Raw genomic sequence first — 12996 nt, 5'->3', positions numbered from 1 at the left:
CTCCTCGTGTGACCGGAATTGAACGCCTGTGGAAGTGCTCACAGATATCGTCGACTTCTACAAAGAGTTGACGCACAGGGGCCCTCGATCTAGAGCTTCCTCCAGTGGCGGACCCGCCCGCAGCGGGGGTATGGGCGGAGGATCGGCGATGCGGCTTGCCTGCTGCGCAGCTGCGAAGTTTCCCGCCCAGACGCGCCCCTACCGGGTTCACACGTATTCGGCCACGCAAATCCGAGGGCCCATTCCGGCTGTCCGAAATGCGGAACTTTTGTACGGAAGAGCGGGCTCCACACCCTTGCACGGATGCGGGGGCGTCCCGGTTCACCCCCGTGAGGCCGGATCGTTACCTCCCCCGCGCCCCTTTCGGGCCGGTTTCGGCGCCCGGAACGCGGCCGGGCCCGGCGAAATCCCGCCGGGCCCGGACCTCCGTACGCGTTCCCCTTAGGGCGCCCGGACCGCCGACAGCAGTTCCGCCACCTCGTCCGTACCCATCCGCAGCGCCGCGCCGACGGTGGCCAGCACCTCGCGCTCGGCCGGGATGTACGGCCCGTCCGCGAGGGCGATCCGCGCACCCTGGAGCAGGATCGATTCCCGCCCCGGCCCCGCCAGGTGCGGGGCGAGCGGCTCGAGCGCCTCGTGGAGCTCGATCGACAGCGCGGCCCCGCAGCACTCGGGCCCGTCGTACAGCCCCAGCCGGCCCTCGTCGGTGGCCAGCGCGTCCACCAGGGACTCCAGCTGCTCCGCGGTGCAGTCCGTGAACCCGGCGGCCCGTACGGCCGACACGGCGGCCTCCAGCGCGCTGCGCGAGGCGGTGCCGCCCGCCGCGAGCACGGCCAGCGCCACGGTGTGCACGGCGTCGCGCAGCAGCGCCGAGAAGCGGGTGGTGGTCAGGTGGTCCAGCACGTCGGTGTCGAAGCGCTGCCGGCAGCCCTGGCATTCGACGACGGGCCCGGCCTGGCCGCGCGGCAGCAGCGGCACGCCGAGCACGGTGAAGCGCCTGCGTCCGGTGCGCCGGCGGTAGTTGCGGTCACCGCCGCACCCGGGGCAGAAGAACTCCCCGTCGCCCACGGTGCTCCAGGTGGTACGGATGCCCCAGACCGTCAGCTTCCGGCCGTCCCCACCCCGAACTGGCAGCACGTCGCACCTCCGTAGCTCCCCCGTGGCCCTGCGGGCACGGGCGGGACCCCCACCGGCAGCACCGCCGGGTGGGCGTGATGTTAGCCACATCGGTGAGGCTGCGTCAGTCGTGCGACAAGACAACATCGTGCGGGGGCGCGAGTTGGCCGAAGTGCGCCCCCGCCGCCGCCCCGGCTTCCCCTCCCGGTGGAGCGGGCGGCCCACGGGATCCGCGTCAACGCGGTGGCCCCCGGGACCATCCGTACGGAGCGGGCGCCGGCCCTGGAGACGGCCGCCTGGCCCGCCGAGCGGCCCCGGGAACGGCGGAACCCCGCCCCTCCGGAAGGAGGGGCGGGGTTCCGGTGCGCGCGGTCAGCGGCCGGCGCGGTTGACGGCGGAGATGACCGCCTTCAGGGAGGCGCGGGTGGTGTTGGCGTCGATGCCGATGCCCCACAGGACCCGGCCGTCGATCGCGCACTCGATGTACGAGGCGGCCACGGCGGAGGCTCCCTCGCTCATCGTGTGCTCGGTGTAGTCCAGCAGGCGGGCGTCGACGCCGATGCCGGCCAGCGCGTCGAAGAAGGCCGAGATCGGACCGTTGCCGGTACCGTTCAGGACCGTCTCCACGCCGTCCACGACCGCCTCGACGGTCAGCGTGTCGGTGCCGTCCTTGTCGGTGGCGGTCGAGCCGGAGCGCAGCTGGATGCGGCCCCACGGGTTCTCGGGGTTGGGCAGGTACTCGTCCGAGAAGACGTCCCAGATCGCCTTCGGCGTGACCTCGCCGCCCTCGGCGTCGGTCTTGGCCTGGATGATCCGCGAGAACTCGATCTGCATGCGGCGCGGCAGGTCCAGCTTGTGGTCGTTCTTCAGGACGTACGCGATGCCGCCCTTGCCGGACTGCGAGTTGACCCGGATGACCGCCTCGTAGGAGCGGCCGACGTCCTTCGGGTCGATGGGCAGGTAGGGGACCGCCCACTCGATGTCGTCGACGGTCTTGCCCTGGGCGGCCGCGTCGGCCTCCATGGCGTCGAAGCCCTTCTTGATGGCGTCCTGGTGGGAGCCGGAGAAGGCGGTGTAGACCAGGTCGCCCGCGTAGGGGTGGCGCGGGTGGACCTCCATCTGGTTGCAGTACTCGCTGGTGCGGCGGATCTCGTCGATCTGCGAGAAGTCGATCTGCGGGTCGATGCCCTGCGAGAACAGGTTCATGCCCAGCGTGATCAGGTCGACGTTGCCGGTGCGCTCGCCCTGTCCGAACAGGCAGCCCTCGATGCGGTCGGCGCCGGCCATCAGCGCCAGCTCGGCGGCGGCGACGGCGGTGCCGCGGTCGTTGTGGGGGTGCACGGAGATGCAGACGTGCTCGCGGCGGGTCAGGTTGCGGGCCATCCACTCGAAGCGGTCCGCGTGCGTGGAGGGCGTCGAGCGCTCCACGGTGGCGGGCAGGTTCAGGATGATCTCGCGGCCCTCGGCCGGCTGCCAGACGTCACAGACGGCCTCGCAGACCTCCAGGGCGAAGTCCAGCTCGGTGTCGGTGAAGATCTCCGGGCTGTACTGGTAGCCGAAGACGGTCTCGGGGCCCAGCAGCTTGTCGGCGTACTCCATGACCAGGCGGGTGCCGTCGACGGCGATCTGCTTGATCTGCTCCTTGGAGCCGCGGAAGACGACCCGGCGGAAGGTCGGGGCGGTCGCGTTGTACAGGTGCACGGTGGCGCGCTTGGCGCCGACCAGCGACTCGACGGTCCGCTCGATCAGGTCCTCGCGGGCCTGGGTCAGTACGGAGATGGTGACGTCGTCCGGGATCGCGCCCTCTTCGATGATGGAGCGCACGAAGGCGAAGTCGGTCTCGCCGGAGGACGGGAAGCCGACCTCGATCTCCTTGTAGCCCATGCGTACCAGCAGGTCGAACATCTCGCGCTTGCGGGCGGGGGTCATGGGGTCGATCAGCGACTGGTTGCCGTCGCGCAGGTCGGTGGAGAGCCAGCGCGGGGCCTTGGTGACGCGGGCGTCCGGCCAGGTGCGGTCCGGGATGTCCACCTGCTCGTACCGGCCGTACTTGTGGATCGGCATCCCGGAGGGCTTCTGGGTGTGGGTCGCGTTGGTGATGGGCGTGGGACGACCGACAAAAGGCTGCTGGCTCATGGCGTTGGGCTCCTCGCGTGTCCGCGTGTAGTTCGCTGAACGGCCGACGGCGGTCGTAAAAACCGCAACACCAAACTCCGCGGGGAGGGGGCCGGCCTACGACTACAGACCCTCGCCGCGGCAGCTAAGGAGAAGCAGCCCGAAACGCATGATGGGCCGAGCCTAACCGAGCCGCGCCGTATCGCGAGGACCTGTTTCAGTATGCAAGACCCGAGGGTCCGATTTGCACCCTTTGTGGCCTATGACTCTTTCACCGCGTCCAGGTCAGGGTGATCCGTCAACGCGGCGCCGCGCATTTGAGACAACCGAATGAATCATGGTTGCAGGTAGTGACAGCGTCATGACCCACTGCCACATTTCGTCCATGAATGCCTTCCTTTCCCCAGGCCACAGCCCTAACCGCCCCGTCCTGTGCACGGTGGTGCCGCCCCACCTGCTGCGCAAGGCCGCCCAGTCCCCGGACCCCGCGCGGGCCGATGCCGCCCTGCGGACCCTCGAGCACGACGGCGCCCTGCGCGTACGGCGGCAGGTCAGCGCGCTGCGGGGCATCGTCCCCGATCTCGCCGACGCACCCGCCGAAGGGCCGGCGCGGACGGTCTACGACGCCCAGCACCGCACGCGGCTGCCCGGGAAGAAGGTCCGCGGGGAGGGCTCCGAACCGGTCGGGGACGCCACCGTCAACCGCGCCTACGCCGGGCTGGGAGCGACGTACGAGCTCTTCCTCAAGGCCTTCGGGCGGCACTCCATCGACGACTCCGGCCTGCCGCTGGACGCCACCGTCCACTACGGCGAGGACTACAACAACGCCTTCTGGGACGGCCGGCAGATGGTCTTCGGCGACGGTGACGGCGACCTGTTCCTCGATTTCACGGTGTCGGTGGACGTCATCGGACACGAGCTGGCCCACGGCGTCACCCAGTACACGGCCAACCTCGACTACCACGGCCAGTCCGGAGCGCTCAACGAGTCGATGTCGGACGTCTTCGGCTCGCTGATCAAGCAGTACTCCCTCGGGCAGACCGCCGACCAGGCGGACTGGCTGATCGGAGCGGGGCTGCTGGGGCCCAACGTGACCGGGGCCGCGCTGCGCTCGATGAAGGCGCCCGGCACCGCGTACGACGACGACGAGCTCGGCAAGGACCCGCAGCCCGCGACGATGGACGACTACGTCGACACCACGCGCGACAACGGCGGCGTCCACATCAACTCCGGGATCCCCAACCACGCCTTCTACATCGCGGCGACCGAGCTGGGCGGCAAGGCCTGGGAGCGGGCCGGGCAGATCTGGTACGACACGCTGACCGGCGGGCAGCTGGGCGAGAGGGCGGACTTCACGGACTTCGCCCGGCTGTCGGTGGCCGCGGCGGTCGCCCGGTACGGGGAGGGCGGCGCGGAGCACCGGGCGCTCCAGAAGGCCTGGTCCGCCGTCGGCCTCGGCTAGGCCGACGGCGGGCCTTGGCCGGCGGCGCGGTTGCGGGTAGAAGGGGCACCATGCGGATCGAAGTGGTGCGGACGGGCGGTTTCGCGGGGATCGAGCGCCGGGCCGAGGTGGACACCTCGGGCCGGCCCGACGAGGAGGAGTGGCAGGCGCTGGCCCTGCTGGCCCTGCGGCCCGATCCCCGGGCCGCCCAGGGGCACGACGGGGTGCGGGACGGGTTCGCGTACCGGATCACGGTGGACGGGCGGACGGTGTCCTGCCACGACCCGCACCTGTCGGACGCCCAGCGCGACCTGGTCTCGCGGGTGCTGAAGGAAGGCGCCTAGGGGGCCGGGCCCGGGGCAAACCACGTGCCGCTTCGGGGCGGCTTTGCTTTGATGGCCGGATGACCTCAACGATCTTGGCCGCCCTGGAGCAGTACTACGACACCGTCCCCCGCAGGGGCGGGGCGCGGAGCGAGGACTTCGGGCCGCTGACCCTCTTCGTACAGGAGGGGCTCGGCTGGCAGTACTACGCACGGCCCGCGCTGGGCGGTGCCTCCGGTGCGACCGCCGCGGACGTGCGGAAGGTGCTGGAGAGGCAGCGGGAACTGAAGGTGCCCGAGTCCTTCGAGTGGGTGGCCGAAACCAGCCCCTCACTGCGGGCCGTCGTCGAGGAAGCGGGCCTCCACGTGCACGCGCACCCGCTGATGGCGCTCAAGGAGGACGCCGAACCGCTGCCGCCGCATCCCGAGGTGCGGCTGCTCGGCGCCGACGACCCGCTGCTGCGGGCCGCCGTGACCGTGCCGGCGCTGGCCTTCGGCGAGCCGGGCACGGCCCTGGGCGCGGCGGGACCGGCGGAGCTCGCCGCGGCGCTGGAGGACCCGGCGTCCGAGGAGCACCGGGCCCGGGTCTCGGCGATGCTCGCGGACGGGCGCACCGCGATGGCCGCGGCCGTGCGCGACGGGCTCGTGCTGTGCTCCGGCCAGTACAACCCGGTCGGGGACGTCGCCGAGGTCGTCGGCGTCGGCACCCTGCCCGCGGCGCGGCGCCAGGGGCTGGCCCTCGGGGTGACGGCGGCGCTGGTCGCCGAGGCCCGCGCCCGCGGGGCCCGCACGGTCTTCCTCTCCGCCGGGGACGAGGACGTGGCCCGGATCTACGCCCGGGCCGGCTTCCGCCGGGTGGGGACGGCCCTGATCGCCGAACCGGCGGCCTGAGGCCCGGCGGGTTTGCCGGAACGGCAACGGAAGTTGCCCGGGCGGTGGGCGCGGAGCAGCATCGGCCGGGCCGGCGGACCCGTAGCCGTGCCGGCGGACCCGTAGAGGAAGAGGCCCCCATGTCCGGACACCACCACCAGGACCAGCCCGCGGGCGAGGAGTTCTGGGACGCCCGCTACCGCGAGAGCAGCCGCATCTGGAGCGGCAGGGCCAACGAGGTGCTGGTGCGCGAGGTGTCGGGCCTCACCCCCGGCCGCGCCCTCGACCTCGGCTGCGGCGAGGGCGCCGACGCGGTGTGGCTGGCCCGCCGGGGCTGGCACGTCACCGGGACCGACATCTCCGGGGTGGCCCTGGAGCGGGCGGCCGAGCACGCCGCCGAGGCGGGGATCGCCGGCCGCGTCGCGCTGGAGCGGCACGACCTGGCGGAGTCCTTCCCCGGCGGGGAGTTCGACCTGGTCTCCGCGTGCTTCCTGCACTCCTACGGGGACTTCCCGCGCGAGCGGATCCTGCGCAGGGCCGCCGCGGCCGTGGCCCCCGGCGGGGTCCTGCTGGTCGCGGGCCACGCGGGCGGGCCGTCCTGGGACCCGGACGCGCACCGCGACCTGCACTTCCCGACCGCCGAGGAGGTCCTCGCCGGGCTGGAGCTGCCGCGGGGCGGCTGGGAGGTGCTGCTCGCGGCCGAGCACGTCCAGGCCCTGACCGGCCCGGACGGCCGGCCGGGGACCCGCCCGGACAACGCGCTGAAGGTACACAGGCTGCGCTAGGGGGTGTCCGCAAAGTCCCGCCTGCCCTGCGACGCCTGGCACCGCACCTCGCCGCGTTGTCGGGCCCGCCCGAGTACGTCCAGTACACGGGCGGCCCTCCGCCTTGCGATGCACGGCACCAGACGCCGCAGGGCCCGCCCTTCGGGCGGCCGGCGCTACTGTGCGGACACCCCCTAGAAGCCGAGCTTGCGGAGCTGCTTGGGGTCGCGCTGCCAGTCCTTGGCGACCTTCACGTGCAGGTCGAGGAAGACCGGCGTGCCGAGCAGCGCCTCGATGTGCTTGCGCGACTTCATGCCGACCTCCTTCAGGCGGGAGCCCTTCGGGCCGATGATGATGCCCTTCTGGCTGGGCCGCTCGATGTAGACGTTGGCGTGGATGTCCAGCAGCGGCCGGTCCGCGGGCCGGTTCTCGCGCGGGATCATCTCCTCGACCACGACGGCGATGGAGTGCGGCAGCTCGTCGCGTACGCCTTCCAGCGCGGCCTCGCGGATCAGTTCCGCGACCATCACCATCTCGGGCTCGTCGGTGAGGTCGCCCTCCGGGTACAGCGGCGGGCTCTCGGGCAGCAGCGGTGCGATCAGGTCCGCCAGCAGCTGGACCTGGGTGTCGCCGACCGCCGAGACGGGGACGATCTCGGCCCACTCGATGCCGAGTTCGGCGCCGAGCTGGTGGACGGCGAGGAGCTGCTCGGCGAGGGCCTTGGACTCGACCAGGTCGGTCTTGGTCACGATGGCGATCTTGGGGGTCTTCTTGATCCCCGCGAGCTCCTTGGCGATGAACTTGTCGCCGGGGCCGAGCTTCTGGTCGGCGGGCAGGCAGAAGCCGATGACGTCGACCTCGGCCCAGGTGGTCCGCACGACGTCGTTCAGCCGCTCGCCGAGCAGCGTGCGCGGCTTGTGCAGGCCCGGCGTGTCGACCAGCACCAGCTGCGCGTCCGGGCGGTGCACGATGCCGCGGACGGTGTGGCGGGTGGTCTGCGGCCGGTTGGAGGTGATCGCGACCTTGGTGCCCACCAGCGCATTGGTCAGGGTCGACTTGCCCGCGTTGGGGCGGCCGACGAAGCAGGCGAAGCCCGCGCGGTGCGGGGCGGTGGGCTCGGGGGAACGATCGCTCATACGGGCCATTCTCCCCGATGCGGCCCCCGGCGCCGACCAGCCCCGCCCCGGGGGCCCTCCCGCGCGGCGGCGGCCCCCGCCGCGGGAGCCGTCAGCGGGCGGCCTCCGTCGCCCGGAAGGTCCGCCGGTAGGACGTGGGGCTGACCCCCAGCGCCGCCTGCACGTGCTTGCGCAGCGACTGCGCCGTCCCGAAGCCCGCCTCCCGCGCCACCGCCTCGATCGGCAGCTCCGTCCGCTCCAGCAGCTGCCGGGCCCGCTCCACCCGCCGGCCGGTGATCCACTCCCCGGGGCTCACCCCGCACTCCTCGCGGAACCGGCGCGTGAAGGTCCGTACCGACATGGCCTCCTGCCGGGCCAGGTCGCTCAGCCGCAGGGGCTCGTGCAGCCGGTCCAGCACCCAGGCCCGCGCGGCCGTGGTGCTGGACCGCTGCGGCTCGGGCACGGGCCGCTTGACGAATTGCGCCTGCCCGCCTTCGCGGTGCGGCGGTACGACGGTCCGCCGGGCGGTCTCGTTGGCGATCGCCGCACCGTGGTCGCGGCGCACGATGTGCAGGCACAGGTCGATGCCCGCGGCGACTCCGGCGGAGGTCAGCACGTCCCCGTCGTCGGTGTAGAGCACGTCCGCGTCGACCCGGACGGCGGGGAACAGCCGCTGGAAGTGTTCGGCGGAGGCCCAGTGCGTGGTCGCCGGGCGGCCGTCCAGGTACCCCGCCGCGGCCAGGACGTAGCCGCCCGAGCAGATGGACACCAGCCGGGTGCCGGGCCGGATGTGGGCGAGGGCGGCCGCCAGCGCCTCGGTCAGCCGCCCCTCCTCGTAGACCGGCCCCAGCTCGTACGAAGCCGGCACCACCACGGTGTCGGCCGTGGCGAGCAGCTCCGGTCCGTGCTCGACGTGCACGGCGAAGTCGGCGTCGGTGGGCACCGGGCCGGGGGCGAGTGCGCAGGTCAGGATCGTGTAGAGGGGGCGCCCGGCCGCGTCCGCGGCCCGCCCGAAGATCCGGTGCGGGATGCCGAGCTCGAAGGGGAGCAGCCCGGCGAGCGCGAGCACGACGACCCGGTGCGGCGCCGGTTCCGGGGTGTCCGAGAGGGTCGGCGCGTCCGAGGGGGCCGGCGCGTCCGAGGGGGCCGGCGCGTCCGAGGGGGCCGGGACGCGCGAAGGGGCCGGGGCCTGCGGGGCTTCCATGGCCCGATCGTATCGAAGCATGACAGCCAGGCCACTGTCGTACGGTCCTCCCCGGGCCGGAAGCTGTCGGCGTGACACAGACAGCCCCCACCTCCCCCTTCACCGCCGCCCCCGGGACCCCCCGCCGGCCCGGACGCATCCACCGCGCCTGGTTCGCCGCCGCCGTGGCCTTCGTGACGATCATCGGCGCGGCCGCCTTCGCCTCCCTCCCCGGCCAGCTCATCGAGCCGCTGCACGAGGAGTTCGACTGGTCGCGCGGCACGATCGGCTTCGCGGTCTCCGTCAACCTGGCGCTCTACGGACTCACCGCGCCCTTCGCCGCCGCATTGATGGACCGTTTCGGCATCCGCAGGGTCGTCGCGCTGGCCCTGACCGTCATCGCGGGCGGCTCGCTGGCCACGGTGTGGATGACCGCAGCGTGGCAGCTGGTGCTGTGCTGGGGCGTGCTGGTGGGCCTCGGCAGCGGTTCGATGGCGCTGGCCTTCGCGGCGACGGTGACCAACCGCTGGTTCACCGCCCGGCGCGGCCTCGTCACCGGCATCCTGACCGCGGCGGGCGCCTCCGGGCAGCTGGTCTTCCTGCCGCTGCTGTCCTGGCTGGTGGAGAACCACGGCTGGCGCCCGGCGGCCGTCACCGTGTCCCTGGCCGCCCTGGCCGTCGTCCCCTTCGTGTGGCTCCTGCTGCGCGACCACCCCGCCGATGTGGGCCTCGCCCCGTACGGCGGCACCTACGAGCCCAAGCCCGCCCCCGCCGCCGGAGCCGCCCGGCGGGCGGTGACCGTGCTCTTCCGGGCGGCCCGCACCGGCCCCTTCTGGCTCCTGGCGGGCACCTTCGCGATCTGCGGGGCCTCGACGAACGGGCTGGTGCGCACGCACTTCACACCGGCGGCGCACGACCACGGCATGCCGGTGACGGCCGCCGCGGGGCTGCTCGCGGTGATCGGCGTGTTCGACGTACTCGGCACCATCGCCTCCGGGTGGTTCACCGACCGCTTCGAGGCGCGCCGGCTGCTGGCCGTGTACTACGCCCTGCGGGGGGTCTCCCTGCTGTTCCTGCCGATGCTGCTGGCGCCGACCGTGCACCCGCCGATGGTGTTCTTCATCGTCTTCTACGGGCTGGACTGGGTCGCGACCGTCCCGCCGACCATCGCCCTGTGCCGGGAGCACTACGGGGCGGACAGCGCGATCGTCTTCGGCTGGGTCCTGGCCTCGCACCAGGTCGGGGCGGCCGTGGTGGCCTTCCTCGGCGGTGTGGCCCGCGACGCCCTCGGCTCGTACGACCTGGTCTGGTACGCCTCGGGCGGCCTGTGCGCGGTGGCCGCGCTGATGGCGATGGTCATCCGCCGCCGCACGGCCCGGCCGGCCACGGCGGCGGCGTGAGCCGTACGCGCAGCCGGCGGGCGCGGTCCACGGCCCCGGCACCGGCCCGGGGTGCCCCCCACGGGCCGGGGACCCGTCGGCGTCAGGCCCCGGCGGGGGTCGTGGACTTGAGGGTGCCGTCCGGACCGGCCAGCAGTACCGGGGTGGACGGGCCGCCCAGGTCGCGCACGGCCGCGCGGTCGGCGTCGGCGGGGGCGTCCGCGGCGCTCACCACGGCCGCCGCCTCCAGGGAGCGGGCGCCGCTGGCCACCGCCATGGCGACGGCCGTCTGGAGCGCGCTGAGCTTCAGGGAGTCCAGCTCCACGGTCCCGGCGACGTAGGTGCGGCCGGTCTCGTCCCGCACGGCCGCGCCCTCGGGGACTCCGTTGCGGGCCCGGGCGCTGCGCGCCAGGGTGATGATCTTGCTGTCCTCGGGGTCGATCCCCGCTCCCACGCTGCTCTCGGTCATAGGCGAAAGCATAGGGAGCGCCCCGGCGGAGCCGTGCAACGACCCCGCCGGGGCGCTCCGAGGCGCTTCAGGGCCGGTCGAGCCGCAGCCGCTCCGCCCGCGGCAGCCCCGCGACGACCAGGTCGTACGAGTCCTCCACCAGCTCGCGCACCAGCGCGTCCGGCAGGCCGCCCACGGTCACGGTGTTCCAGTGCCGCTTGTTCATGTGCCAGCCCGGCACGACCGCCTCGTACTCGGCCCGCAGCCGCACCGCGGCCTCCGGTTCGCACTTGAGGTTGACCTTCAGCGGTTCGGCGTCCAGCGCCGTCAGGGCGAACACCTTCCCCAGCACCTTGAACACCGAGGTCTCCGGGGTGAAGGGGAACTCCTCCACCGCCGCGTTGAAGCCCAGGCAGAAGGCGCGCAGCTCCGCCGGCGTCACTCGCCCTCCTCCCCCGCGGCGTGCGCCTCGGCCACGGGCTCCACGAGCACCGTCACGATCTTGTTCCGGCGACCCGCCGGGGACTCGGCCGTCAGCCGCAGCGGACGCCCGTCCGGCAGGTCCACCACCGCCGAGGCACCGGCGATCGGCACCCGGCCCAGCGCCTTCGCCAGCAGGCCGCCGACCGTCTCCACGTCCTCGTCGTCGAAGGCCAGGGCCCCGAACAGCTCACCGAGGTCGGTGATGTCCAGCCGCGCCGTGACCCGGTAGGAGTCCCCGCCCAGCTCCTCCACGGGCGCGATCTCCCGGTCGTACTCGTCGGTGATCTCGCCGACGATCTCCTCCAGGATGTCCTCGATCGTGACGATGCCGGCCGTGCCGCCGTACTCGTCGATGACGACGGCCACGTGGTTGCGCACCGACTGCATCTCGCGCAGCAGGTCCCCCGCGTTCTTCGTGTCGGGCACGAAGACGGCCGGCCGCATCACCGTGGAGACCAGGTCGGATTCGGCGTCCCGGTTGATGTGCGTCCTGCGGACGAGGTCCTTCAGGTACACGATGCCGACGATGTCGTCCTCGTTCTCCCCCGTGACCGGGATCCGCGAGAAACCGGAGCGCAGCGCCAGCGTCGTCGCCTGACGTATCGTCTTGTACCGCTCGATGCAGACCAGGTCGGTGCGCGGCACCATCACCTCGCGCACGAGGGTGTCCCCCAGTTCGAAGACCTGGTGCACCATCCTGCGCTCGTCGTCCTCGATCAGCGATTCCTTCTCCGCGAGGTCCACCATCGCGCGCAGCTCGGCCTCGGAGGCGAAGGGGCCCTTGCGGAAGCCCTTGCCGGGCGTGAGCGCGTTGCCGATCAGGATCAGCAGCTGCGGCACCGGGCCCATCACCCGCGCCAGCGGTACGAGGACGTACGCGGCCGCCGTCGCGGTGTTCAGCGGGTGCTGGCGGCCGATCGTACGGGGGGACACGCCCACCGCCACGAACGACACCAGCACCATCACGCCGATGGCGACGAGCAGCGCGGTCCAGTGGTCGCCGAAGCCGTCGAGGCAGACGTACGTGACGAGCACCCCCGCCGCCATCTCGCAGGTCACCCGCACCAGCAGGGCGACGTTGACGTAGCGGGTGGGGTCGGCGGCGACCTGGGCGAGCTTCGCGCTGCCGCGCCGGCCCTCGCGTACGGCCTGTTCGGCGCGGAAGCTGGAGACGCGGGCGATGCCCGACTCGGCGCACGCCGCGAACCAGGCGACCACGACCAGCAGGACCGCCCCGGTGATCAGCTGGGGGGCGCCGGTCACGAGACGGTCGGGGCCGGGGAGGGACCGGTCATGCCGCGCTCGGCGCGCCAGCCGTCGACGATGGCGGCCTGGAGCCCGAACATCTCGGCCTTCTCGTCCGGCTCCTCGTGGTCGTACCCCAGCAGGTGCAGCACCCCGTGGACGGTCAGGAGCTGGAGCTCCTCGTCCATGGAGTGCTGCGTGGGCGCGTCCTCACCCTGCCTCTTCGCGACCTCGGGGCAGAGCACGATGTCGCCGAGGAGCCCCTGCGGGGGCTCCTCGTCGTCCTTCGCCGGCGGCCGGAGCTCGTCCATCGGGAAGGACATGACGTCGGTCGGGCCGGGGAGGTCCATCCACTGGATGTGGAGCTGCTCCATCGCGTCCTCGTCGATGACGATGACGGAGAGCTCGGACAGCGGGTGGATCCTCATCCGGGTGAGCGCGTAGCGGGCGATGTCGAGGATCGCCTGCTCGTCGACCTCGGTTCCGGACTCGTTGTTGACGTCGATCGACATGGT

General features: G+C 72.7%; 13 protein-coding genes. 5 read left to right on the top strand and 8 right to left on the bottom strand.

Annotated elements, in window-relative coordinates:
* Window positions 1-441 precede the first annotated feature (441 nt).
* Window positions 442-1137: a TerB family tellurite resistance protein gene (locus AB0D45_RS18880; RefSeq protein ID WP_361605983.1), complete on the bottom strand. Its 696-nt coding sequence runs from the start codon at window positions 1135-1137 to the stop codon at window positions 442-444.
* 351 nt (window positions 1138-1488) lie between these two features.
* Window positions 1489-3252 carry a 2-isopropylmalate synthase gene (gene leuA / locus AB0D45_RS18875; RefSeq protein ID WP_361605980.1) on the bottom strand — a complete coding sequence of 588 codons (1764 nt, stop codon included), beginning with the start codon at window positions 3250-3252 and terminating at the stop codon, window positions 1489-1491.
* A 364-nt stretch (window positions 3253-3616) separates the two neighbouring features.
* Between leuA and AB0D45_RS18870 the strand changes: the two genes are divergently transcribed.
* From AB0D45_RS18870 to AB0D45_RS18855, 4 genes are all read left to right on the top strand, one after another.
* Complete coding sequence (locus tag AB0D45_RS18870; protein WP_362460248.1) at window positions 3617-4693, top strand: M4 family metallopeptidase; 1077 nt, start codon at window positions 3617-3619, stop codon at window positions 4691-4693.
* A 50-nt stretch (window positions 4694-4743) separates the two neighbouring features.
* Complete coding sequence (locus AB0D45_RS18865; RefSeq protein ID WP_361605974.1) at window positions 4744-5016, top strand: protealysin inhibitor emfourin; 273 nt, start codon at window positions 4744-4746, stop codon at window positions 5014-5016.
* 59 nt (window positions 5017-5075) lie between these two features.
* The gene (locus AB0D45_RS18860; RefSeq protein ID WP_362460245.1) at window positions 5076-5885 is read left to right on the top strand and encodes a GNAT family N-acetyltransferase; all 810 of its coding nucleotides are present in this window, start codon (window positions 5076-5078) and stop codon (window positions 5883-5885) included.
* Between the two features lie 119 nt (window positions 5886-6004).
* Window positions 6005-6649, top strand: coding sequence for a class I SAM-dependent methyltransferase (locus AB0D45_RS18855; RefSeq protein ID WP_362460242.1), 645 nt, complete (start codon window positions 6005-6007; stop codon window positions 6647-6649).
* Between the two features lie 173 nt (window positions 6650-6822).
* On the opposite strand, the gene era is transcribed toward AB0D45_RS18855, so the two are convergent.
* Both era and AB0D45_RS18845 read right to left on the bottom strand, forming a co-directional pair.
* Window positions 6823-7764 (bottom strand): GTPase Era, encoded by a 942-nt coding sequence (gene era / locus AB0D45_RS18850; protein ID WP_362460239.1) that lies wholly within the window; start codon window positions 7762-7764, stop codon window positions 6823-6825.
* A gap of 91 nt (window positions 7765-7855) precedes the next feature.
* A complete protein-coding gene (locus AB0D45_RS18845; protein ID WP_362460237.1) occupies window positions 7856-8947 on the bottom strand; it encodes a helix-turn-helix domain-containing protein in 1092 nt (363 codons plus the stop codon).
* A gap of 71 nt (window positions 8948-9018) precedes the next feature.
* On the opposite strand from AB0D45_RS18845, the gene AB0D45_RS18840 reads away from it, so the two are divergent.
* Complete coding sequence (locus AB0D45_RS18840; protein WP_362460234.1) at window positions 9019-10326, top strand: MFS transporter; 1308 nt, start codon at window positions 9019-9021, stop codon at window positions 10324-10326.
* Between the two features lie 82 nt (window positions 10327-10408).
* On the opposite strand, the gene AB0D45_RS18835 is transcribed toward AB0D45_RS18840, so the two are convergent.
* From AB0D45_RS18835 to ybeY, 4 genes are all read right to left on the bottom strand, one after another.
* Window positions 10409-10774, bottom strand: a complete 366-nt coding sequence (locus AB0D45_RS18835) for a cytidine deaminase (RefSeq protein WP_361605956.1) — start codon at window positions 10772-10774, stop codon at window positions 10409-10411.
* Window positions 10775-10841: 67 nt separating this feature from the next.
* Window positions 10842-11195 (bottom strand): MmcQ/YjbR family DNA-binding protein, encoded by a 354-nt coding sequence (locus AB0D45_RS18830; RefSeq protein WP_362460231.1) that lies wholly within the window; start codon window positions 11193-11195, stop codon window positions 10842-10844.
* Window positions 11192-12499, bottom strand: a complete 1308-nt coding sequence (locus AB0D45_RS18825; RefSeq protein WP_362460228.1) for a hemolysin family protein — start codon at window positions 12497-12499, stop codon at window positions 11192-11194. The genes AB0D45_RS18830 and AB0D45_RS18825 overlap by 4 nt, the downstream gene beginning before the upstream one ends.
* Window positions 12496-12993: an rRNA maturation RNase YbeY gene (ybeY, locus tag AB0D45_RS18820; protein ID WP_215019474.1), complete on the bottom strand. Its 498-nt coding sequence runs from the start codon at window positions 12991-12993 to the stop codon at window positions 12496-12498. Before ybeY ends, AB0D45_RS18825 begins: the two co-directional genes overlap by 4 nt.
* Between the last annotated feature and the right edge of the window lie 3 nt (window positions 12994-12996).

It is taken from the genome of Streptomyces sp. NPDC048352, from assembly GCF_040651895.1.
In the GTDB taxonomy this organism is placed as follows: domain Bacteria; phylum Actinomycetota; class Actinomycetes; order Streptomycetales; family Streptomycetaceae; genus Streptomyces.
The sequence above is the reverse complement of the archived record's forward strand: the minus strand, read 5'-3'. Positions and strand labels throughout refer to the sequence as shown.